14 protein-coding genes, 1 tRNA gene, 2 rRNA genes and 1 pseudogene are annotated in these 26,548 nt (G+C 27.7%); 17 read left to right on the forward strand and 1 reads right to left on the reverse strand.

What is annotated here, in order from left to right; translation table 11 throughout:
• The 13 genes from I2H23_RS14220 to I2H23_RS14280 form a co-directional block, all read left to right on the forward strand.
• Window positions 1-79, forward strand: a 23S ribosomal RNA gene (locus I2H23_RS14220); the annotation flags it as partial.
• Between the two features lie 58 nt (window positions 80-137).
• Window positions 138-211: transfer RNA gene (locus tag I2H23_RS14225), tRNA-Gly, on the forward strand.
• An 11-nt stretch (window positions 212-222) separates the two neighbouring features.
• Window positions 223-339 (forward strand): 5S ribosomal RNA (gene rrf, locus I2H23_RS14230).
• Between the two features lie 81 nt (window positions 340-420).
• Window positions 421-876, forward strand: coding sequence for a hypothetical protein (locus I2H23_RS14235; RefSeq protein WP_166504876.1), 456 nt, complete (start codon window positions 421-423; stop codon window positions 874-876).
• A 160-nt stretch (window positions 877-1,036) separates the two neighbouring features.
• On the forward strand, window positions 1,037-2,929 hold the full coding sequence (locus I2H23_RS14240) for a hypothetical protein (RefSeq protein WP_092927382.1): 1,893 nt from the start codon (window positions 1,037-1,039) through the stop codon (window positions 2,927-2,929).
• Window positions 2,922-5,144: an ATP-dependent helicase gene (locus I2H23_RS14245; RefSeq protein WP_092927380.1), complete on the forward strand. Its 2,223-nt coding sequence runs from the start codon at window positions 2,922-2,924 to the stop codon at window positions 5,142-5,144. Before I2H23_RS14240 ends, I2H23_RS14245 begins: the two co-directional genes overlap by 8 nt.
• Window positions 5,137-5,916: a PD-(D/E)XK nuclease family protein gene (locus I2H23_RS14250; protein WP_195581920.1), complete on the forward strand. Its 780-nt coding sequence runs from the start codon at window positions 5,137-5,139 to the stop codon at window positions 5,914-5,916. The genes I2H23_RS14245 and I2H23_RS14250 overlap by 8 nt, the downstream gene beginning before the upstream one ends.
• The gene (gene addB, locus I2H23_RS14255) at window positions 5,906-9,358 is read left to right on the forward strand and encodes a helicase-exonuclease AddAB subunit AddB (protein ID WP_195581921.1); all 3,453 of its coding nucleotides are present in this window, start codon (window positions 5,906-5,908) and stop codon (window positions 9,356-9,358) included. Before I2H23_RS14250 ends, addB begins: the two co-directional genes overlap by 11 nt.
• The gene (gene addA, locus I2H23_RS14260; RefSeq protein WP_195581923.1) at window positions 9,358-13,113 is read left to right on the forward strand and encodes a helicase-exonuclease AddAB subunit AddA; all 3,756 of its coding nucleotides are present in this window, start codon (window positions 9,358-9,360) and stop codon (window positions 13,111-13,113) included. Before addB ends, addA begins: the two co-directional genes overlap by 1 nt.
• A gap of 152 nt (window positions 13,114-13,265) precedes the next feature.
• Window positions 13,266-14,396 carry an alanine racemase gene (gene alr / locus I2H23_RS14265; protein WP_092927372.1) on the forward strand — a complete coding sequence of 377 codons (1,131 nt, stop codon included), beginning with the start codon at window positions 13,266-13,268 and terminating at the stop codon, window positions 14,394-14,396.
• Window positions 14,397-14,407: 11 nt separating this feature from the next.
• Window positions 14,408-15,337 carry a S66 peptidase family protein gene (locus I2H23_RS14270; RefSeq protein WP_092927370.1) on the forward strand — a complete coding sequence of 310 codons (930 nt, stop codon included), beginning with the start codon at window positions 14,408-14,410 and terminating at the stop codon, window positions 15,335-15,337.
• 112 nt (window positions 15,338-15,449) lie between these two features.
• Window positions 15,450-16,664, forward strand: a complete 1,215-nt coding sequence (locus I2H23_RS14275; protein WP_092927368.1) for a metallophosphoesterase family protein — start codon at window positions 15,450-15,452, stop codon at window positions 16,662-16,664.
• On the forward strand, window positions 16,630-20,178 hold the full coding sequence (locus I2H23_RS14280) for an AAA family ATPase (protein WP_243248319.1): 3,549 nt from the start codon (window positions 16,630-16,632) through the stop codon (window positions 20,176-20,178). Before I2H23_RS14275 ends, I2H23_RS14280 begins: the two co-directional genes overlap by 35 nt.
• A gap of 335 nt (window positions 20,179-20,513) precedes the next feature.
• Here I2H23_RS14280 and I2H23_RS14285 read toward each other — a convergent pair whose 3' ends face one another.
• Entirely contained in the window at window positions 20,514-20,729 is a 216-nt protein-coding gene (locus tag I2H23_RS14285) for a hypothetical protein (protein ID WP_092927364.1), read from the reverse strand.
• 195 nt (window positions 20,730-20,924) lie between these two features.
• Between I2H23_RS14285 and I2H23_RS14290 the strand changes: the two genes are divergently transcribed.
• The 4 genes and pseudogenes from I2H23_RS14290 to I2H23_RS14305 all read left to right on the forward strand — a co-directional run.
• Window positions 20,925-22,175, forward strand: a complete 1,251-nt coding sequence (locus tag I2H23_RS14290) for an HlyC/CorC family transporter (RefSeq protein WP_092927362.1) — start codon at window positions 20,925-20,927, stop codon at window positions 22,173-22,175.
• A 111-nt stretch (window positions 22,176-22,286) separates the two neighbouring features.
• Window positions 22,287-23,339, forward strand: a complete 1,053-nt coding sequence (gene ytvI, locus I2H23_RS14295; RefSeq protein ID WP_092927360.1) for a sporulation integral membrane protein YtvI — start codon at window positions 22,287-22,289, stop codon at window positions 23,337-23,339.
• Window positions 23,340-23,416: 77 nt separating this feature from the next.
• Window positions 23,417-24,640, forward strand: a complete 1,224-nt coding sequence (pepT, locus tag I2H23_RS14300) for a peptidase T (RefSeq protein ID WP_195581925.1) — start codon at window positions 23,417-23,419, stop codon at window positions 24,638-24,640.
• Window positions 24,641-24,797: 157 nt separating this feature from the next.
• A pseudogene (locus I2H23_RS14305) lies at window positions 24,798-26,548 on the forward strand (MSCRAMM family adhesin SdrC); the annotation flags it as partial.

Here is a 26,548-nt window from a genome sequence, read left to right on the forward strand (position 1 = left end):
TACCTGGTTGATAGGTCGAAGGTGTAAGTGCAGTAATGTATTTAGCTTATCGATACTAATAGGTCGAGGACTTGACCTCATTTAAATGATGAATCTAAATGGTATACAGTTTTGAAAGTACTAATAAAATTTAATATGCGGGTGTAGCTCAATGGTAGAGTTCCGGCCTTCCAAGCCGGCTGTGAGGGTTCGATCCCCTTCACCCGCTCCAAATAAAGATTATGTGGTTATTATAGCAAAGAGGATACACCTGTTCCCATACCGAACACAGAAGTTAAGCTCTTTAGCGCTGATGGTACTTGGGGGGCGACCTCCTGGGAGAGTAAGACGTAGCCACGTAATCTTTTTTGTTGTATTTGAAATTATTCACATTTTAACTTCATTTTATATATAATAAAATAAAGTATATGGGGTGAGTATGTGAAAAATACATTTGACCTGGGAGAAAAACTATTTTTTAATACTTTAATTATATGTATAATATCATTTATATACTTTAAGATAATTGAGATTGAATCAAGTAACTTAATCATAGAAATTTTATTTGCATTATTCTTTTTTCTTATAAATTTTTATTATGGATATAAATATAGCTTGAAACTTAAAGAATCTTTAATAGTGGGATCAATGGGAGCAGGTTTAGGAATTTTTTTATCATTTTTTTCTTTATGTGCACATTTTTTAATAGAAGGTAGTAATAGCTCTATATTGTTTTCAGTATTATACTTATCTCCAATTCAGTCTATTTCAAATTATTTGAGTGGATACAACAGTATAGTAAATATATTTATAATTATAATTATAAATATATTTTTAGTTGTTATTGGTGGACAATTAAGAAATATTACAAATAAATTTTTAAATAATTTTAAATAGATTATATTTAAAAAATAAAAGAAGCGGCTATTTGGTTGCTTCTTTTATTTTTAGGATTAAAAAAATAGTATGTAGCTTTAAGTAAACATTTTAATGGAGGAATTAAAAATCTCTAATATGATATAATTAAAATACAAAATAGTTTAAAGAAAGGGTTTATATGAGGTACATATATAGAAATTTAAATAATAAAGATAAAGAGAGCAAAATAGTTAGTTTATATAATGAAATATTAAAAAAATGTAAAAATAAATCTTCGAAAATAATGATTCTAGTTCCTAATAATCTAACTAAATTAAAATATGAGAAGAAGATTAATATAGATTATTGTGAAAAACTAAATATAACATCATATACTAATTTTATTAAAGGAGAGCTCATAAAATTTTGGCCAATAGTGTTAGAAAATAATAATGAGATAAAAGAACATCACATAAGACCTAAATTTATAAATAATACTTTGACAGACTATATAATAGGGGAAAAGGTAAAAATTAAAAGAGAAAAAGAAGGATACTTTGAAGATATTATAAGTACTAATAAATCTATAACTTCAAGTATAAGTACTAATATAAATAAGGCTACATTAAGTAAATTAGAATTTGAGAATATAGGAGAAAAAATTTATTTGTCTAAGAAAAATAAAGATAATATAAATAAATTTTCTTATAGTGAAATGAACGAAATAATAATGGATTACACTAGCATGTTATTAAATAAAGGTATGTTAGATAATTCACTGAGTGTATATGTATATAATAAATATCTTTTAAAAAATGATTTATACAAAGAATATTTAAGAAAAAAAATAAAATATTTAATTGTAGAAAGTTTAGAAAGTGTATCTGTAGCAGAAATCGAATTTATAAAAGAGATACAAGAAAATGCTATAGATTCATATACATTTTTTAATGAAAAAAGAGATTTTTCAGTTTTTAATAATATAGATATTAAGTTTATAGAAGGATATATAGAAAATGAATATGAAGAAGAAAAGCTTAACAAAAAAGGAGAGGTTTCTATAGATGATATATGTTCTTTACCAGTAAGTGTTGAACTAAATGAATCTAGTCAGCTATATAGCGAGATGATAGAAGTAGTTTTAAAGAAAATTAAAGAGTTAATACTATCAGGAGTAAAAGCACAAGATATAGCTATAATTTCTCCTATAAACAATACAATATTAGACTTTCAAATGACTAATAAATTGAAAATTAATAATATCGATATATTTAGCACTAAAAAAGATAAAAAGTTAATAGATTATCCTTATGCTAATGCACTTATAGTGGCTCTTAGCATTTTTAATGGTAGCCAAAATTCCATAAGAGAAGAAGACTATATAAATTTTATAGAAACTATATTAGATGTCAATAAGATACAAGCATTAAAAATATATAAAAATAAGTATGAAGAAGAAAAATTTAAAGAAATATTAAATTATATAGAAGATAAAAGGAATGAGAAACTTAAAATAGGTGAGTTTCTAATTAAATTTTATATAGATAAAATGCTAAATCTTAAGTTTGGAAAAGAAAATATTCATATTTGTAAAAAGATAATATATGAATGTGAGACATTTACAGAAAACATAGAGTTATTGAATATAAATGAGGATAAAGAAAAGTTATTTATAAAAGCACTTAAAACTACAATAAATGACTATTATCAATCTTCAGAATTAGAAGATTTGAGTAATATAGATAAAGTATTATTAACCACTCCATATACATATATATCATCAAGAGTAAATAGACCAATACATATATGGCTAGATGTAGGTAGCAATGGGTGGAATATGAAGATAGAAAAGGATATAAGTAATTTGATAGTTCTTAGAAAATCTTTTGAAGAAGGTAGAATATATACAGATAAAATGGAAGAAGATTATAAGAAGTATTATTTATACAATACTATATATAATTTACTAATTAATACTAAAGAAGTATATGCATATAAAAGTGAATACACAGTAAATGGGTATATACAAGAAAGTATATTATATAGCATACTACTTAAGATGTTAGATAAGGGGGAAAACTCTTATGAATAATATAAATTATAGACAAGATCAATTACCAATAATAGCCTATGAAGGTGGAACTATGGCGGTACCAGCAGTACCAGGAGCCGGAAAAACTTTTATAGTTACCAATTTAGTAGCAAAGTTACTAAGTGAAAAAAAACATGATAAATCTAAAATACTAATATTAACTTATATGAATAGTGCAGTAAATAACTTCAAAGGAAGAATAAAAGCAATATTAAAAGAGAATGACATAAAAGAAGAAAATTCTTATGAAGTTATGACAATACATAGTTTAGCTGTAAAAATAATAAAAGAAAAACCAGAAGTAGTTATGTTGAGTGAAGAATTTAACATAGCAGATGATTTACAAAAAACTATAATACTAAATGAATGCATAAATAATTTTAAGATAAATGGTGGGGAAAGGGCATTTAGATGGTTCCTAAAAGAGCAAAAGGATGATAAATGGAATGATATAATGCTTGAAGCTTGGGAGAGAGGATTTTTTGACTTAGTAGTAAATGCAATAAGTGACTTAAAATATAAGGAATTATCACCACAAGAGCTAGAGGGGATATTATCTAATGGGCATAGAGGAATATTAAAATTAATACTTCCTATATATAAAGAATATGATAAAAAATTAAAACAAAATGGCCTACTTGATTATGATGATATATTAATTCTTGCATATAAAGCATTAAATTTTGATGAGAATTTAAGAATAAAATTTCAGAATAGATATAAGTACATATTTGAAGATGAATGCCAAGATTCCAATGAGATACAGGGTAAAATTATAAAAATGATATGTAGAGATAATGAAAATTTAGTTAGAGTTGGGGATATAAACCAAAGTATAACTGGAACTTTTTCATCATCAGACCCTAAATTCTTTAAGGAGTTTATATCTCAGGCAGATAGTTGCTATAGAATGGACATGTCTAATAGAAGTTCAAAGGATATATTAGATTTAGCAAATAAACTAGTAAAGTATGTAACAAAGGAATTTAGGCAAGAGGAATGTAGAGATGCTTTAGAGGATATGGAAATAAAAACTGTTCCAAGTGGTATGGGATATAAGGAAAATCCTAAACCAGATATATACAGTATAAATGTTAAAAAATATGAGACATGGAATGATGAGTTGACAAAAACCGTAGCATACACAAAAGGAATAAAAAGAAAGTATCCGGATAAAAGTATAGGAATATTGGTACCTTTTAATGATCATATAACGCAAATTGCTAAGATTCTGATTGATGAAAATATGGAGTTTGAAGAGTTAGGACCTAATTCTCTAAATAAAAGAAAGATCATAAACAAACTGTCATATATAATAGACTTTATAATAAATTGTGATGATATAAATAAACTAATAAATGCCTTAGATAAAGTATTTGTAAAAACAGATAATGAAAAAGGGAAGGAAGATTTACTAGATGTATTAAAAAAATATAGCACAGAAGAGATAATATACAATGAAGAAATAACAAATAATATAATAATAGATACAAATACAGAGTTATACCAAACATTTATACAAGGAATAAATATTCTTAAAAGTATATTAGAATATCCTATAACAAGATTAGATGTGCTTTTATTATTTATAGGGGATGAACTTAATTTAGGGAAAGAAGATAGAGCAATAATAGATTATCTGGCATTTTATATAAAATTTTTAAGCTTAGATAACCCAGATATAAGTTTAATAGATGTATATAACCTTTTAATAGATAGTAAAAATAAGGTATTTAATCATATAATAGAAGTGGTATATGAAATGAATGGATATGAGCCACAACCAGGAAGTATAACTATATGTAACTATCATAAATCAAAAGGTTTAGAGTGGGATTGTGTTTTTATGTTAGGGCTTACAGAGTTTAATTTCCCTGATAATACAAATCAAAAGTTTCAAAGTGATAAATGGTATTTAAAAGATAAGTACAAAAACCCAGTGGCTATTGTAAAAAGTGAAATTGAATGTATATTAACTGGTGATATACCTACTAATTATATATATAAGAGTAAAATAGATTTAATAAATGAAAAGATAAGACTATTATATGTTGGAATTACTAGAGCTAAAGAAATGTTAATATTATCAACAAGTCTTTATAAAGATAAGAATGATGTAGGAAAAAGAAATAAAGAACAAAAGCCTTCTTTATATATAAATGAACTTGAGAAGTATATAAATATGAGAAAAAAGGAGGTAAATATAAATGAATAGTTGTCTAAAAAACTTTAGATACAGCCAAAATTCTATAAATACGTATAAATCATGTCCATTAAAATTTAAGTATAAGTACATTGATAGAATTAATTGGAAATACGATGATATAGAACATAGAGAGTACTACGAAAGTTTGAAAACAGGTACAGATTTTCACTTATTATGTGAAAGATATTTTAGTAATATACCTTTAGGAATAAATTCTAGTACCAATACAGATTTTCAAAGATGGATGGATAAAGTAAAAAAACTAGTTCCAATCAAGGAAGATTATTTATACTTACCAGAGTATGAAGTAATGTTTAATTTAGATGGAAATATAATACAAGCTAAGTATGATTTAATAATAATCAAAGATAATAAAATTGAAATATGGGATTGGAAAACAGAAAATAAAAAATTTAATTATAAAAATGTAGAAAGTAGAATACAAACTATTGTATATATGCTTTTAGCAAAAGAAGTAATTCCCAATTTATTAGATAAAGATATAGATACACAAAATATAAGTATGAAATACTATCAACCAGAGTTTGATGATAATTGTGTATCTATATCTTATAATAATGAAAAACATAAACAAAATAAAAATAAGGTGTTATCATATATAGATTATATAAAAAACACCAACTATAACAAAGAAGACAAAGAATATAAATATGAGTTAGTAAAAAACAAAAAACACTGCAAATACTGTGAATTTAATAAATTATGTAATAATGAGGAAGTAGACAGAAGTGTTTTTGAGGAGGATATTTATGAGTGTTAAGTTTGTATTAGGTAGAGGCGGAAGTGGTAAATCGACCTATATACTAGATGAGATAAAAAATAGAGTTAAAGATAATGAAATAACACCTGTAATACTTTTAGTTCCAGAACAATATACATTTGAAATGGAAAAAAGAATGAGTAAGCTCTTCTTAGGAGAAGAAAAAGACAAGTTTTTAAGGTCTAGGGTATTAAGTTTTAAAACTATGAGTAGCATAGTTTTTTCTTACGTTGGAGGATTAACTGATGTTAACATAAATTCTAGTGGCAATGCTATGATGACTTATAAAGCAATAGAAAGTGTAAGTAAAGAATTAAATATATTTTCTAAATCATCATCTCAATCAGGATTTGTAAGTTCTATAAGTGAGATAATATCTGAGTTAAAACAGTATAACATAAGTTATGAGATGTTAGAAAATATATCTGGCGAAGTAGAAAGTGAAACTTTAAGTTTAAAATTAAAAGATATAAGTAGGATATATAAAGAATTCGAAGAAAAACTACATGAAAATTATATAGACACTCAAGACATGCTAAAATCATTAGCAGAAAAATTACCAGTATGTGATTATTTTAAGGATGCATATATTTATATAGATGAATTTACTGGATTTACACCTAATCAGTATAGGGTATTAAGTAGTTTATTTAAGCAGGCTAAGGAAGTATGTATATCTTTAACAGTGGATAACCCAGGTAATATTTCATACAATAAAACAGATGCTTTTTCTAGAACAAAGTTTACATATCAAAAGCTAATAAAATTATGTAACGAAGAGGGAGTAAAGTTGCTTCCTGATATAAAGCTAAATAATAATATTATACCAAGACTTAAAGATAGCAAAGAACTTCAGCACTTAGAAAGGTACTATAACTCGTATCCATATAAAGTGTATGAAGAGTCAACTAATAATATAAAGATAAAAGAATTTAGCAACTTATACTCTGAAGTTGAAGAAATAGCAAAGGAAATAGTACATTTAGTTAGAGATAAAGGGGTTAGATATAGAGATATAACTATAGCTACAAGAGACTTAAATAAATATGACTTTTTAGTAAGCTCTGTATTTAATGAATATAAAATACCTAATTTTATAGATAAAAAAAGAGAAGCTAAAACAAATCCAATAATAGTACTTATAATATCTATATTAGAAATGAAAAGTAAAAGATATAATTATGAGACTATGTTTAGATACTTAAAAAGTGGACTTGTAGGGATATCTAACGAAGAAATTAGTATGTTAGAAAATTATGTATTAGCAAATGGTATAAAAGGTAAAAAATGGTTTGAGGATAAATGGGAGTATAGAATAAATCACAATATTTCTTCAGAAGAAAAAGAAGAGGAAATAGAAATACGAGAAAAGGTTAATGAAATAAAGGAAAGAGTCTTAACTCCAATAATACATCTACAAGATAAATTAAAAGGTAAGAATAATGCAAAAGACATATGTAAGTATATATATGAATTCTTGTTAGAAATAAATATGCCAACAACTATAGAAAATTTAATAATGAAATTTAAAGGTAAAGGAGAATTAGATATAGCTAATCAATATTCTCAGGTTTGGAACATAGTTGTAGATATATTTGACCAAATTGTTGAGATAATGGGAGATGAAAAAATATCTTTAGATAAATTTATAAAATTAATAAGTCTAGGATTTGATGAATATGAACTTGGATTAGTTCCTCCAAGTATAGATCAAGTACTTGTAAGTAGTGTGGATAAAATGAAAAATCCAAATACAAAGTATCTATATTTAATAGGGACTACAGATGGTACATTCCCATTAATAGCAAAGGATAATGGGCTTTTAAATGATAGTGACAGAGAAAACTTAGGGCAAAAAGGTGTAGAGGTTGATATAGATAGTAAAACTAAAACATTTGAAGAACAATTTTTAGTTTATAAAGCACTTACATCAAGTAGCCAAAATCTAATAGTTACCTATCCTATAGCAGACCATGAAGGAAAAACTATAAGGCCATCAGTAATAGTATCAAGACTTAAAAAGCTATTTCCTAATATAGATAGCAAAAGTTACTTATTGGAAGAAGAAGCTAAAACAGATGAAGATATCTTAAATAGAATAACTGTAAAATCTCCAACTTTTAATGAACTTATAAAAGAGATAAAAGAGTTTGACGATGGAAAAGATATAAATAATTTATGGTTAGATGTATATAGATACTATGCAAGTGATAGTGAATACAAAAATATAACTAATAAGGTTATAAGTGGACTTACATATACTAATCAAGTTCAAAAAGTAGAAGAAGAAAAAATAAGAACACTATATGATAAAAATTTAAGTGTATCTAGGTTAGAAAAGTATGCAGAGTGTCCATTTGCTTACTTTATACAGTATGGTCTTAAAGCTAAAGAAAGAAAAGAATATTCTTTTACAGCACCAGATTTAGGGAATTTTATACATAAAATATTAGATAATTTTTCTAAGCAGTTAGTAAAAGATAATTTACATTGGGCAGATATAGATATAAATTATATAACAGAAAAAGTAGAAAAAATAGTTGAAGAAATAGTAGGTAAGATACCTGGATACATATTAGAGAGTTCTCAAAGATATAAGTATCTTACTCTTAGATTACAAAATATGCTTATATCGGCTATAAGTATAATAAGTGAACAAATAAAAATTGGTTCATTTGAGCCTACAGATTATGAAGTGAATTTTGGAACTAAAGGTAAGTATCCACCTATAAAAATAATTTTACAAAATGGAGAAGAAATAAAACTAAGAGGACAAATAGATAGAATAGATGAATTTGAGAACGAAGAAGGTAAATATATACGAATAGTTGATTACAAATCTGGTAAAAAGGATTTAAGCTTAACAGATGTATATTATGGGCTTCAATTACAACTATTAGTTTATCTAGATGCAATATTAGAAAGTGGGAAATCTAAGGGACAGAATATAAATCCAGCAGCGATTCTTTATTCCAGAATAGATGACCCAATAGCAAAATTTGATGAAGATAAAGAAGAAGAAACTATAAGAGAAGAAATACTTAAAGAGTTAAAAATGCAAGGTTTACTTATAAAAGATTCTAATATAATCAAAGAAATGGATAAGACACTAGCAAATGGAGAAAGAACAACATCTTTAGTTATACCTGCAAACTTTAACAAAGATGGTACTTTAGGTAGATATACAAAAGGTGTTACTAATGAAGAATTTGAGGTTATTAGAAAATATGTAAAGGACTTGATAAAATATTTATGCGAAGATATGTTAAGTGGAAATATAAGTATATCTCCATATAAACATAAAGATAGAAATTCTTGCATATACTGCAATTACTCAGCTATTTGCCAGTTTGATACAACATTAAAAGATAATAAATATAAAATAATAAACAAAAAGAGTAATGACGAGATAATAAACACAATGAGAGGAGGAGTTAAGTAATGAGTTCTCCTAAATGGACAAAAGAGCAACAAGCAGTTATAGATAGTAGAGATTGTAATTTATTAGTAGCAGCAGCAGCAGGTTCGGGAAAAACTGCTGTACTAGTTGAACGTATAATTCAAATGATAACTGATAAAGAAAATCCTATAGATATAGATAAGTTACTAGTAGTTACGTTTACTAATGCAGCTGCATCTGAGATGAGAGAGAGAATAGGTGATGCGATAGGTAAGGCATTAGACAAAGATCCAGAAAATAAGCATTTACAAAATCAGTTAGTGCTTTTAAATAAAGCTAGTATAACAACAATACATTCATTCTGTTTAGAAGTTATAAAGTCTAACTTCCATAAAATAAACTTAGACCCTAACTTTAGGATAGGTGACACAACAGAGTGTGCACTATTAAAGCAAGAGGCCATAGAAGAAGTATTCGAACGACTTTATATAGATAGAGATGAAGGATTTTTAAATTTAGTAGAAAGTTATGCAGAGAGAAGAGGAGATAATAATCTTCAAAATATAATACTAGGTGTATATAACTTTGCCATGGCATCACCAGATCCTAAAGAGTGGTTAGAATTTTCAGCAGAACAATTTAATATAGATGGTGAATTTGATTTCTCAACATCTATATGGGCAAAAGCTATACTAGATACAGTAAAGATAGAGATAAGTGGTATGGAAACTAGTATGAAAAAGGCCTTAGAAGAGTTAGAAGGTATTGTTGAGTTAGAAACATACACAGAAAAATTTAAAACAGATTACAGTAGTATAAAAAGAATATTAGATGCTTGCAACTTATCATGGGATGAAGCTTATAGTAGCATATCAAATATAAAATTTGAAAACTACGTAAAAGGTGTGAAAAGGCTTGGAAAAGATACCCCAAGTTATATAAAAGATATAAAAAGTAAGGCTGATGATATAAGAAAAAAAGTTAAAAAGTCAGTAGAAAGCATAAAAGATTCAACCTTTAATAGAGAAAAAGAAGACATAAATTATGAGATAAAGTACATTTATAAAGTAGCAAAATCTATATCAGATATAGTCATACAATTTGAAGATGCTTATGACAATAAAAAAAGAGAAAAGGGAATAATAGACTTTAATGATATAGAACATTTTGCGTTAAATATATTAGTTCAAAAAGATGATAAAGGTGAAAATATACCTTCAGATATAGCACTTTCCTATAGGGAAAAGTTCTATGAAATATTTATAGATGAATACCAAGATAGTAACTTTGTGCAAGAGGTACTTCTTTCAAATATAGCAAAAATTAAAACCCCAAATAGATTTATGGTTGGGGATGTAAAACAAAGTATATATAGATTTAGACAAGCAAAACCAGAAATATTCTTACAAAAGTATGCTGACTATGATACAGAAAAAGGTTCACTATATAGAAAAATAATGCTTTATAAAAACTTTAGAAGTAGGGAAGAAGTTGTAGATAGTGCAAATTATATATTTGAGAATGTAATGAGCGAAAATATAGGTGAAATAAATTATACAGAAGAAGAACGATTAAACTTAGGTGCTATATTTAAAGAAAATACTAATGAAGATGTAGTAGTAGGAGGTCCTACAGAAATACATTTAATGGAGAAAGCATCTAGAAAGGATGATTCTGAGACTAAAGAAAATGAAAGTTCAGAAGAAGAGGAAGAAATAGATAATATACAACTTGAGGCTAGAATGGTTGGAAATATAATAAAAGGCTTAATGTCACCAAATGAAGAGGGAAAAATTCAAATGGTTTATGACAAAAAGCTAGATGATTATAGGCCTGTACAGTTTAAAGATATAGTTATCTTACTAAGAGCTACATCAGCTTGGGCTCCAGTATTTGCAGATGAACTTATGAATATGGATATACCAACTTATGCAGATATAGGGGTAGGGTATTTTGACACTATAGAAATAAAAACTATAATGAGTTTACTTCAAATTATTGATAATCCTATGCAAGATATACCTCTGCTTGCAGTGCTAAAATCACCTATATGTGGATTTACACCAGAAGAACTTATAGACATAAGAGTAGAAGAACATAATAAAAGTTTTTATGAAGCTTTAGAGGAATATAGTAATCATGAAGATGAAAAGGCATTAAAGTGTATTGAATTTATAGAAAAACTAAAAGACTATAAGGAAAAATCCCTATATATGAGCACAGACGAATTTTTATGGTATCTGTACACTAACACAGGATATTATGCATACGTAGGTGCTTTACCTGGAGGATCTCAAAGACAAGCAAACTTAAAGATATTATTTGAAAGGGCAAAGCAATTTGAAGAAACAAGTTTTAAAGGTATATTTAGTTTTATAAATTTTGTAGCTAAGCTTAAAAAATCAAATACTGATATGGGAAGTGCTAAAACTCTTGGGGAAAATGCAGACGTTGTAAGAATAATGAGTATACATAAAAGTAAGGGGCTAGAGTTCCCTGTTGTAATATGTTCTGGTATGGGGAAAAACTTCAATACTCAAGATTTTAAAAATGATATATTATATCATCATGAACTAGGATACGGTCCTCAAATAGTAGATTATGAAAGAAAAATATCTTATCCAAGTATAGCTAAAGAGGCATTAAAAAGTAAAATTAATGTAGAAAATTTATCTGAGGAAATGAGGGTACTTTACGTAGCATTTACAAGACCTAAAGAAAAGCTTATAATAACAGGTTCAACGAGAAACATTGAGAAATCTTTACAAACATGGGCAAATGGAGTAGAGGGAAATAAAGCAATATCACAGTATAAGGTACTAAAAGGTAAAAGTTACTTAGATTGGATAATGCCATCAGTATTAAAGCATAAAGATTTAGAAGAATTAAGAGACTTTGCTAATATAGATATAGAATATATAGACAATCATAATTCAAAGTGGGTATCTAATATATGGTATAAAGAAGATGTCACTTTAACTCAAAATGAAGAAGAGGAAGAAAAGAGCATAAGAGAGATAATAGACAGTCTAGATGTAGAAAATCCTGATACAGAGTATTTTAGTATAATAAAAGAAAAATTAGATTTTAAATATCCCTATGAAGCATGTGTAACAAAACCTGCGAGTATATCTGTAACTGAAATCAAAAAAATACAAAATACTCATGAAGAAGATTTTTCTCAAGAAGTATTTAGTAATCAAATAACTCTCAAAAAACCTATATTTATGCAAGAGGAAGAAGATATAGAAAAGATAACTGGTGCAGAGAGGGGTACTATAGTTCATTTAGTTATGCAGATAATAGACTTTAATAAGATATATACTATTGATGATATAAAAGAGCAAATAAGTAGGTTTATTAAAAAGGGAATAATAACTGAAAAGCAGTCTAGAGTAGTTAATCCATTTAAGATATATAAATTCTTTAAATCTCATATAGGACAAAGAATGTTAAAGTCATCATTTATTAAAAGAGAACAGGCCATATATGCTCAAATCAAACTTAAAGATGTGTATATATATGAAGATTTAGCAACTGAAGGAAATGTACAAGACTTTGATGAAGAAAGCATAATGCTAAGGGGTATAATTGATGCATACTTTGAAGAAGATGATAAGATTGTTATGGTTGACTATAAAACTGATTTTGTAAATGACGAAAATAAAAATGAAGTAATAAGTAGGTACAAAAAACAATTAGATTTATATTCTGAAGTGGTAGAAAAATTAACAGGAAAAGAAGTCAAAGAGAGGTACATATATCTATTCGGAATAGATGAAGATGTTAGTATATAAATAAAAACTTAATATAATTAAACTTTAAATATAAAAAATGAAGGTACTAAGCTAAGTATCTTCATTTTTTATATTTATAACTAGTGATAATAAAAGAATAATTAACATAGTATGAAAATAAGCGAGTGAAATTTTCATAAGGAAGTGATACTTTGAGCTTGTTAAGACCAACTTATGTACAGATAAATCTAGATAATATAAAACATAATTTGCAGGAAATAAAAAAATATACCAAAAATAGTACTAAAATAGGCGCAGTATTAAAGTCAAATGCATATGGGCATGGTTCTATAGAAATAGCTAAACTATTATGTAGAGAAGGTATTGATTACCTATGTGTAGCAACACTTAGTGAAGCTCTAGAATTTAGAAGAGAAAACATTAAATCTCCTATTTTAGTTATGGGATATATTCCAAATGAACATATAGAATTAGCAGTTGAAAATAATATAACTATAACTGTAATTAAAGAAGAACAAGGAAAAATTATAAACAACATATGTAGTAAAATAAACAAAATAGGAAAAGTTCATATAAAGTTAGATACAGGATTTAATAGATTAGGACTTAAGGTAAATCAAAATACATTTCAAGAAATATATAGTTTATTATTATTAAAGAATTTATATATTGAGGGTATTTTTTCACATCTAGCACTTAGAGATGAAAAATCAGATTATATTCAATTTAATATATTTAAAAAGACTATAAATGAATTAGAAAAAATTAAGACGATACCTATAAAGCATATTTGTGATAGTATAGGGTTTGTTTCATATAAGGATTTTCATATGGATATGGTGAGGATAGGTGCAAGTATATATGGATACAACAATAGAGACTCTTCCTTACAGCTAAAGCCTGCTATAACATTCAAGTCAAAGATAATTCAGGTTAAAGAGGTTAGAGGTGGTGAGGCTATAGGATATGATTATTCGTATGTAGCAAATAAAAATATTAAAATAGGAATTATACCTTGTGGATATGGAGATGGGATACCAAGAAGTTTATCAAATAAAGGGTATGTAGATATAAATAATAAAAGATGTAACATAATAGGTAAAATATGTATGGATCACCTTGTAATAGACATTAGTTATTTAGATAAATGTGATTACGATGCAGATGTAGTATTTTATGGAGAAAATGGTCCTACACTTTTAGAAATAGCAAATTTGATAGATACAAATAGAAATGAATTATTAAGCTTAATATCTAGAAGGGTAGATAGAGTATATATTGAGAATGGAGAAATTAAAAAAATTTTAAACTATATATACTAAGGGGGAAAATTATGATATTTCCAGAAAAACTAAAAAAAGGAGATACAATTGGAGTTATAGCACCAGCAAGTCCATCTAAATCTAAAACAAAAAAATTACTAACTTATGAATTAGAAAAAATAGAGCAAGAATTAAATAAATTAGGGTATAAAGTCAAATTTGGAAAGACTTGTTATCTAAGATATAAGGGGTATTTAGCAGGTGAAGATGAGTTTAGAGTAAAGGACATAGAAAATATGTTTTTAGATAAAGACGTAAATGGTATACTTTGTCTAAGAGGTGGATATGGAACACTTAGAATAATTGATAAAATAAACTACAACATTATAAAAGAGAATCCTAAGGTATTTATAGGGTATTCTGATATAACAGCACTTCATATAGCCTTTAATCAAATAGCGAACTTAGTTACCTACCATGGAATTATGGGATTAAATTTTTTACACTATGATAAATATACTTTTGATTCATTCTCAAATATATTATCAATGGAAGATGAAATTATTATAAAAAACCCAGAAGACGAAGAATTACATACTTTAGTACAAGGAAAAGCTAATGGGATTACAGTAGGAGGAAATCTAGCTGTAATAATTAGCACCCTTGGAACAAGATATGAAATTGATACAAAAAATAAAATTTTATTTATTGAAGAAATAGGAGAAAATATATATAAGATAGATAGAATGCTTACACAATTAGAACTTAGCAATAAGTTAAATGACTGTTGTGGGATAATATTTGGAGACTTTAAAAAGTGTAGAAAAGATAATGAAGATGATTATGATTTATATGAATTATTATTTGAAAAGATTAAAAAATATAATAAACCATGCTTATGTAATCTAAAGGTAGGTCATTGTACATCATCAAATAGTATTTTACTAGGGGGAAATTGCTACTTAGATGCTACCAATAAATCTATAAAATTTGTAAAATAATAATATCTATTAATAAAAATAACATAAAAGGAAGATGTTTAGACATCTTCCTTTTATGTTATAATCAAACTATTAAAATATATAAGTAAATCATATTATTTAGGAGGATAAAATGAGATTTATTCATACATCAGATTGGCATCTAGGAAAAAGCTTAGAAGGTCACTCAAGATTGGAAGAACAAACCAAATTCTGTGAAGAATTTATACAGATAGTGGATGATAATAATATAGATATGGTTATAATAGCAGGAGATATATATGACACATCAAATCCACCTGCACAAGCTGAAAAATTATTCTATAAAACAATATCAAGATTATCAGACAATGGGAAAAGATGTGTATTAATAATAAGCGGTAATCATGATAATCCAGAAAGACTACAAGCATCAAGCCCTCTTGCACATGAGCAGGGGATAATAATACTTGGAAATCCTCTAAGTAAAACAGAAGTATCTAAGTATAAAAACTTTGAGATATTAGAAGCGAAAGAGGGATGTATAAAACTTAATATAAATAATGAGAGGGTTGTTGTTATAACGCTGCCATATCCAAGTGAAAAGAGGCTTAATGAAGTAATACTTCAAAATGATGAAGATAAAGAAAGACAAATAACATATTCTCGAAGAATTGGTGAGTTATTTAAAGAATTAGAAGAAAACTTTGAAGATGATTCAATAAATTTAGCAGTATCTCACCTTTTTGTTGTCGGTGGAGAAGAAACAGAATCTGAAAGACCAATACAACTTGGAGGAAGTTTATTAGTAGAGAAAAAAGACTTACCTCAAAAGGCTGATTATATAGCTTTAGGGCATTTACATAAAATGCAAAAATCTTCACAAAGGTTAAATGCATACTACTCAGGATCTCCTATACAATATAGCAAAGATGAAAGATCATATACTAAAGGATGCTATATAGTTGATATAAATAAAGACAAAGAAATAACAGTAGAAAAAAAATACTTTAAAAACTATAAACCTATAGAGGTATTTAAATGCAATGGAATCGAAGATGCATTAGAAGTGTGCGAAAAAAATAAAGACAGAGATATATGGTCTTATTTTGAAATAAAAACAGATGAAGTTATATCACAGTCTAACATAAAAAAAATGAAAGATACATTAAAAGATATAATAGAAATAAAACCAATAATAGCATCAAAAGAATATAATGAAGAAATAGACGTAAAAGAAAAATCTATGGGAGAATTATTCAAGGAATTCTATGAATTTAGTAGAGGAGTAGAACCTAAAGGAGAGCTTATGGATTTATTCTTAGATATAATAAATGAAGAAGGTGAAGCTAAAGATGAGACCTATTAGATTAGAGTTAAGTGGTTTAAATAGTTATATAGATAAATCAGTTATAGATTTTGAAAAACTAACTGATAGAGGTTTATTTGGGATTTTTGGTAAAACTGGAAGTGGTAAGTCAACTATATTAGATGCAATGACAATAGCTATGTATGGAAGTATACCTAGAAATACTAAAGAATTTATAAATAGTAGCTGCGATAAAGCAATAATATCTTATGAATTTGAAATCGGAAGTAAAAACGCAAAGAGAAGGTATAAAGTAGATAGAACTATAGTTAGAACTAATACAGGTACTAAAACTTCATATGCAAGATTAATAGAGATGTATGAGGATGAAAGTGAAAAAGTATTAGCAGACAAAGTTGGAGAAGTAAATAATAAAATCGCTGAAATTGTAGGATTAACAGCTAATGATTTTATGAGATCAGTAGTACTTCCACAAGGTAAGTTTAATGATTTCTTAAAGCTAGCAGGTGCGGATAGAAGGGACATGCTAGAGAGAATATTTAATCTTGAAAAATACGGAAGAGGATTAATAGATAAAGTTAAGAAAAGAAAAAACGTACAACAACAAGCTTTAAGAGATATAAATTCTAAGCTAAGTCAATATGATACTGTAAGTGAAGAAGTATATAATCAAGTACAAAAAGAGTTAGAAGAATTAAGATCATTAGAAATTAGTAAAAATAAAGATTTTGAAATAAACCAAAATAAATATAAAGAAGTTGAAGAAATATATGAAAAACAAGTAAAGTTAGAAAACTACAAGAAAAGAAAGCATGAATTAGATTTAAAGCAAGAAGATATATCAAAAAAAGGAAGACAACTTGAAGATGCATTAAATGCAGATAAGATTAATCCGTACATAAATGCTGTATTGGAGCTTGAGAAAAGGGTTAATGAAGATAGCCTAGAAAGTCAAAATTTAGAAAAGAAACTAGAATTGTTAAATAAAGAACTACTTATAACTAAAGCAAATTATGAGGAAGCATATAAAAATAAAAATGAAAATATGCCAAGACTATCTGAAGATAGAATCAAACTTCAAAATGCAATAGAATTAGAAGCGGAGTTAGTTGGTTTAGATTCTGAATTAAAAGATATAAAAGGCAAGGGTATAGGTTTAAATCAAGAAAAAGAGATACTTATAAAACTAAAAGAGGATTTAGAAAGCAAGAAAGAGATAGTAATAAATAACTTAAAAAGCTTAGAAGAGAAAATAAGTGAAATAAAGATAAGTGCTGATCTAAAACAGAAAATATTTTTAGCCTATGAGTATGAAAAAGAATATAATAAGCTTTCAGAAAGTAAGACTGTTAAAAATAATAGATTGAATGAAATAAATAAAAATCTAGATGAGATAAACTTAAAGTTAAGATATATTCAGAGGGATAAAGATTCTGTATTGAAAAAACTAACTGAATTAGAAGAACATTATGAAATTTTAATTAAAAAATCTCCAGGAACTAATGAAGAGATAGTTAATAAGACTGAATATATAGCAAACTTAAGAGTAAAGGCAGAATCTATAAAAGAAAATGAAATTAAAAAAGAAGATTTACATAATAACTTAAATAAAATACTAGAAAATAGACATCAGGTAGAAAGAGAATTACATACTTTAAATGATAAATTAGAGGTTAATCATACAAATATAACTTATCTAGAGAAAGAATTAGAAAAGCTAAAGTATTTAAATTTAGCAACAGAACTTAGAAAAGAATTAAAGGAAAATTCTCCATGTCCAGTATGTGGATCTAGAAATCATGAGCATGTAGATGATACAAACTATAATGAAAATATAGAGTTTACTAAGTCAAAAATAGAAAAATTAAAAGAAGATGAGTCTAATATAAAAGTAAAAATTGAAGAACTCAACAGAAAAAATAGCGAGTGTATATCAGTAGAAAAAATAATATTAAAGGAATTAGAAGAGGTAAAATCTAAAATAGGAGACTTAAGTTCTAATGAACTAATAAAGAAGGTAGAAGAAGAGTCTAAAAGGCTAGACATATTAAAAGTTAATCTACAAAATTGGAATAAGGATAAAGAGGAAAATGAAAGTAGTATAAATAAGGCTAGAGAAGAAAAAAACAAAATTGAAAAAGATGAACTAATACTACAAGAGAGTATAAACTCTTATAAGAAAAATATAATCGAATTAAAAGAAGAACTAGCAGCAGTTGAAGAAAACTATAAAACAACAAAAGAAAACTATTTAACACTAAAAGCAATAACTAAAATACAAGATTTAGAAGTGAAAGTAGAAGAGATAAATAATAATGAAAAAGCATTAGAAGATTTAAATAATGAATACTTAAAAATATCTAAGTCAAAAGAAGCAATGGAAAAAGATATAGTAAATTATCAAAATAACCTACATAAAATAGAGTTAGATTTAATTCAAGCTAGAGAAATTTATTCTGAAAAGAAAAAAGTGAGAGATGGAAAATACAATGAAATAATAGCAACAACAAAAGGTGAATCTCCAAAATTATTGTTAGAGAATCTAGAAAATAATATAAATAAGCTTATATCTCAAGAGGAAATGATAAAGGATAAATTAGAAGCTCAAAGGTTGGAATTTGAAAAAACTACATCTGACAAATCAAATATAGATGGAAGATTAAAGATAGCAAAAGAACAGTATAAAATACAAACAGATACTTTAAATAAATCATTAGATGAGTATAAATTTGAAAGTATATATGCTGTAAAAAGATCATTATTAGATAAAGAATACTTAAGAAAACTACATGATGAGATAACACAATATGAAGAAGAGCAAAAAGTATTAGGTATAAAGATAAATGATCTAGTTAAATCAATAGGTGATAGAAGAATAAATGAAAAGGACTTTAATGAATTAAAAGATAGTATTGATAACTTAAAAATAGAAATTAGTAGGATATCCCAAGATATAGGATCAAAGCAAACTATACTAAGTACCCTAAAAGAATCTTTAGACAAGATAAAAGATTTAAATAAAGAGTTAAAGGCAGTTCAACATAAAGTGGATTTATTAGATGATCTAGATAAGATTGTTCAAGGAAATAGATTTGTTGAGTATGTTGCTACTAATCAATTAAAATATATAGCACTTGAAGCATCTAATAGATTAGAGTCTATAACTAAGGGGAGATATGCATTAGAAATAGATTCAACATTAAACTTTGTAATGAGAGACAACTTTAATGGTGGTCAAAGAAGAAGTGTAGATACTTTATCTGGAGGAGAAACATTCTTAACATCACTATCATTAGCATTAGCATTATCATCTCAGATACAATTAAAGGGAAGTGCTCCCCTTGAATTTTTCTTCTTAGATGAAGGATTTGGATCTTTAGATAGTGAACTACTAGAAACTGTTATAGAATCACTGGAAAGACTACATCATGATAAACTTAGTGTTGGAATTATAACTCACGTTGAAGAGTTAAAAAATAGAGTTCCAATTAAGTTAATAGTATCTCCTAGTGAAGTTGGACAAGGATCTAAAGTAAAAATAGAATATAGTTAAAAAAAATTGGTGACTACATGGGGAGTATGTAGTCACCATATAAATATATATACTTATTAGGGGGAGAGATATATAATTTCCGCTCTCATTTATAAGTATTGGTAAATTTTAAATTTATATTCAAAAAAAATAAAAAATAACCACCTAACCAGGGGGGGGATTAGGTGGTTTAAAGAATATTTGGGGGAAAGAATTTTTTTTATATCCGATCACTAAATTAGAATATTAACAGGAGTTTTGATATTTATAGTGTAAGAGAAACTCTTTTAATTTCTCTTACACTATAGTATATGCAAAAATATTAAAATGTGACATAAAAGTATAAAAATATGTAATTAATTTAAATATTTGTCTAAATTTAGCAAAGATTTAAATTCATCGAAACTAATCTTATCAATAAATGAACCTAGCCTTTGTTTTCCTTGTGCATTATTTTCATAAACGTTAACTATTTCAGCAACTAGTTCTAATGCATTTTCTTCAGTTAAATTCATTAAAATCTTGTCTCTAAGTCTAGGCATAGCACCATATTTTTCTAGTAAATCTTTCATTTTACCTCCTTTTTAAATTTAATACTATTATATGGGGATAAAAAAAATTATAATGCAAATGTATTTTAATAGTATTGGAAATGATAGATAATATAGATTATATCTAAATTAATAAATTTCCAAATAAGGGTAAGTATGTTATAATATATTAACATATAAACAGAAATTTAAAAGAAATTAGGAGTGTGGTTTAGGTTGGAATCGACCGGTATATTGATTCAGATTATTGTATTAGTGATATTACTTATAGGATCAGGATTTTTCTCAGCATCTGAGACTGCATTAATGTCACTTAGTAAAATAAGAATAAGACATATGAAAGAAGAAGGGGTTAAGGGCGCAAAGCTAGTAAGTAACTTAATAGAAGAGCCAAATAAGTTATTAAGTTCTATATTAATAGGAAATAACGTTGTTAATATAGCAGCAACTTCTATATCAACATCATTATTTATTACATTATTGGGAGCTACAGGAGTTCCTATAGCAACAGCTCTTATGACAGTATTAGTATTAATATTTGGAGAGATAACTCCAAAAACTATAGCAGCAAATAGTTCAGAAAAAGTGGCTATACTTGTTTCTAAGCCAATAAAGGCAATAATATTTATATTAACTCCAGTAGTATGGGTACTTAATATAGTAACAAATTTAATATTTAAGTTATTTGGAATAAAAACAAAAGGGAATGAACCATATATAACAGAAGAAGAATTAAAAACTATGGTTAATGTAGGACATGAAGAAGGTGTCCTAGAAATAGAAGAAAGAGAAATCATAAACAATGTATTTCAGTTTGGGGATATGCAAGCTAAAGAAGCTATGGTACAAAGATTAGATATTATAGCTATAGATGTTGAAGATTCATATGAAGAAATAATACAGCAGTTTAAAGAAGAGAAATTAAGTAGAATGCCAGTATACAATGAATCTATAGATGACATCATAGGTGTACTTAATATAAAGGATATCATATTCTTAAGTGATGAAGAGATAGCAAATTTTGATATAAGGTTGTATGTAAGGGAAGCGTTCTTTACATATGAATTTAAGAAAATCACTCAACTTTTAGAAGAGATGAAAAAAGAAAAAATACAAATGGCTATAGTTGTTGATGAGTATGGAGGAACTGCAGGTATAATAACTGTAGAAGACTTAGTAGAAGTAATCGTTGGAGATATAGATGACGAGTACGATGAAGAAGATGAAGATATAATAGTAGTTAAAGAAGATGAATATATCGTAGATGGGGGACTTAAAATAAGTGATGTCAACGAACTTATTGGAGTTAGATTAGAGTCTGAAGAATTTGATTCTATAGGAGGCTACATCATAGGTTATTTAAGAAGACTTCCAGAAGAAAATGAAGTTATAGAAGTAGATAATATAAGATTCTGTATAGAAAGTTTAGATAAAAATAGAATAAAGAAAATAAGAATATACACATAAAACACTACAATATTGTAGTGTTTTTTGTTTTATTTGAAATTTATATAAATTAATTTTAATAGTAAAGATATTTGTTAATAATTAATAATATATTATAAGGGAAGTGATTAGATGAATGTAATAGATAATAGATTCATAAAAGTATTAAAGAAAAACATGATATTTATATTACTATATACAACAGTATTTATTTTGATTTATAAGACATTTCATTATATATCACCATTTTTAGTAGGAGGTATTATTGCATTTTTGATAAACCCTATATCAGAAAAATTAAGGTATAAGTTTAATATAAATAAAGGTGTATCAACTTTAGTATTAAGTTTTATTGCAGTTATAATATTTGTAGTATTAGCTGGATTATTAATAATGGCGGGAATAGATAGTTTATTAGAATTCGTAAATAATACTGTAAATAATTATGATTACATAAGTGATTTTATTTCAAATATAGCAATTAAACTAAATTTATATTTAGAGCAACTTGAGAACATACCAAACATAAATATAGAGTTTTTAATGCAAAAATATAGCACAAATATAGTAAGTATAGCAAAACAATTATTAGAAAGTTTCGTAAATTTTTTAGGATCAATTCCATATATATCTATATTCATTATAACCTTATTCATATCTACATATTTTATAGCAAAAGATATAGATAAAATAGAATATAGTTTTTACAATATGTTCTCTGAACCAACAAAGACTAAGGTTAAGAATATAAAAAGAGAAATAATAAAATCAATATTAGGATATATAAAAGCTTATGCCATATTAATGGGAATAACTTTCATAGTAACTTGGCTAAGCCTTAGAGTATTTGATATACCATATTCTATGACGTTAGGTATTATAGCTGGTTTGTTGGATTTAATACCTTTTTTAGGGATAGTAGTAATATATTTACCTTTTATAGTTTATTACTGTATAGTAAAAAACTATCTTATAGCAATAACTCTTATAGTTGTATTTGCGCTACTATCATTGTTAAGACAGGTTTTAGAGCCTAAATTAGTATCCACCAATATAGGTATTAGTCCATTAGCTACATTAGCAGCCATATTCATAGGTATACAAGTAAAAGGAATAATTGGAATAGTATTTTTTTTAGGTCTTACAATAATGCATCAAATATTAAAAAAGGTAGATATACTTTAGTAAGTTTTTGTAATATAATAGAAATATAAGGGATATATTACTTAACAATTATTAGACCAAAGAAAGAAGGTATAACCATGAAAAATAAAGTAGTAGAAAGATTCTTAAAGTATGTGACATTTGATACAACTGCAGATCCTAAGAATGCAAATTGTCCATCTAGCGAAGGACAAAGAGTTTTTGCAAACTACTTAGTAGAAGAACTAAAATCATTAGGATTAGAAGATGCTAATGTTGATAAAAATAGTTACGTTATGGCAACTTTAAAAGGAAATACAGAAGGTGTTGATACAATAGGATTTATATCTCACTTAGATACAGCTCCTGATATAACTGGGAAAAACGTTAAACCAAGAATAATAGAAAATTATGATGGAAAAGATATAGTACTAAATAGAGAATTAAATGTAGTTACAAAAGTATCTGATTACCCAGAATTAAAAGGCCTAGTTGGAGAAGACTTAATAGTTACAGATGGTACTACACTACTTGGTGCAGATGATAAAGCTGGTATAGCAGAAATAATAACAGCGATAGAATATTTAGTAAATAACCCTGAAATAAAGCATGGAGATATAAAAGTAGGATTTACTCCTGATGAAGAAGTAGGAAGAGGAGCAGATCTATTTGATGTTGAAAAATTTGGTGCAAAATATGCATATACAATAGATGGCGGTATAGAAGGTGAACTTCAATATGAAAACTTCAATGCTGCTGGAGCTACAATATCTATACAAGGAAGAAACGTACATCCAGGTGCATCAAAAAATAAAATGGTAAATGCATTACATATAGCAGCTGAGATATCTGAAATGTTCCCAGCTAGCGAAAGACCAGAGACTACAGAAGGATATGAAGGATTCTACCACTTAAATGATTTAAATGGTAATGTAGAAAATGCTAGTATGGTTTATATAATAAGAGATCATGATAAAGAAAAGTTTGAAGCTAGAAAAGCTCACATGCAAGATGTAGTAAATAAATTAAACGAAAAATATGATGGAAGAATAACATTAGACTTAAAAGACCAATACTTTAACATGAAAGAAAAAGTAGAACCTGTTAAGTTTATAGTTGATATAGCAGAAGAAGCTATGAATGAAGCTGGAATAACTCCTAAAATAGTACCAGTTAGAGGTGGTACAGATGGGGCTAGATTATCATTTATGGGTCTTCCTTGTCCAAATATATTTACAGGTGGTTTAAACTTCCATGGAAAGAACGAATGTATACCAGTAGGATCTATGGAGAAATGTGTAAATCTTATAGTTAAAATAGCAGAAAAATATGCTCAAAAATAAATAAAATAACAAAAGGCTATCTCTTATTTAAGAGATAGCCTTTTATTATTTTATAAGTTTATTTGTATAAATATGTAACAATTCCGTATAAAAAGAATATATTTTTAGTAAGTAGAAAATAATCTACTAACCTAAAAATACAAGGAGAGGAATTGTAATGCCAAAAAATAAAATAGATATAGATAGAGAAAAAAGAAGAAGAAATAGGGAAGAAAGAAGAAGAAATAGAGAAATAAGAAGAGGAATGCGTGAGTGCGAAGATTCATGCGTAAATGAAGATCCAAATGAAGATATAAATTTAGATCCAGATCCACAAGTTGATATAAATGTAACAGCGGATGCAAATGCAGATGCAACGTCAGAATCAACATCAGAATCTAATGCAGAATCAACAGCAGATGTAGATGCAAATGCAGATTTAGACACAACAGTAGATGCAGCAGTAGACGCAAATGCGGACCTAGATGCGAATGCAGATTTAGATACAACGGTAGACGCAGCAGTAGACGCAAATGCGGACCTAGATGCGAATGCAGATTTAGATACAACAGTAGACGCAAATGCAGACCTAGATGCGAATGCAGATTTAGATACAACAGTAGACGCAAATGCAGACCTAGATGCGAATGCAGATTTAGATACAACAGTAGACGCAAATGCAGACTTAGATGCGAATGCAGATTTAGATACAACAGCAGATGTAGATGCAAATGCAGACTTAGATGCGAACGCAGATTTAGATACAACAGCAGATGTAGATGCAAATGCGGACCTAGATGCGAATGCAGATTTAGATACAACGGTAGACGCAAATGCAGACTTAGATGCAACATCTGATTCAACATCAGACTCAGATGCAACAGCAGATGCAGATGCAACATCTGATTCAACATCAGACTCAGATGCAACAGCGGATGCAGATGCGACATCTGACTCAACATCAACATCAGATTCAGATGCAACAGCAGATGCAGACTCAACAGCGGATGCAGATGCGACATCTGACTCAACATCAACATCAGATTCAGATGCAACAGCAGATGCAGACTCAACAGCGGATGCAGATGCGACATCTGACTCAACATCAACATCAGATTCAGATGCAACAGCAGATGCAGACTCAACAGCGGATGCAGATGCAACATCTGATTCAACATCAGACTCAGATGCAACATCTGATGCAGACTCAACAGCAGATGCAGATGCAACATCTGATTCAACATCAGACTCAGATGCAACAGCGGATGCAGACTCAACAGCAGATGCAGATGCAACATCTGATTCAACATCAGACGCAGATGCAACAGCGGATGCGGACTCAACAGCAGATGCAGATGCAACATCTGATTCAACATCAGACTCAGATGCAACATCTGATGCAGACTCAACAGCAGATGCAGACGCAACATCTGATTCAACATCAGACTCAGACTCAACAGCAGACGCAGATGCAACATCTGATTCAACATCAGACTCAGATGCAACATCTGATGCAGACTCAACAGCAGATGCAGATGCAACATCTGATTCAACATCAGACTCAGATGCAACAGCGGATGCAGACTCAACAGCAGATGCAGATGCAACATCTGATTCAACATCAGACGCAGATGCAACAGCGGATGCGGACTCAACAGCAGATGCAGATGCAACATCTGATTCAACATCAGACTCAGATGCAACATCTGATGCAGACTCAACAGCAGATGCAGACGCAACATCTGATTCAACATCAGACTCAGACTCAACAGCAGACGCAGATGCAACATCTGATTCAACATCAGACTCAGATTCAACATCTGATGCAAGTTCAGACGCAGATGCAACAGCGGATGCAGACGCAACATCTGATTCAACATCAGACTCAGATGCAACAGCAGATGCAGATGCAACATCTGATTCAACATC

It is taken from the genome of Romboutsia sp. BSD2780061687b_171204_C1 (assembly GCF_015560225.1).
Lineage (GTDB): Bacteria > Bacillota > Clostridia > Peptostreptococcales > Peptostreptococcaceae > Romboutsia_C > Romboutsia_C hominis.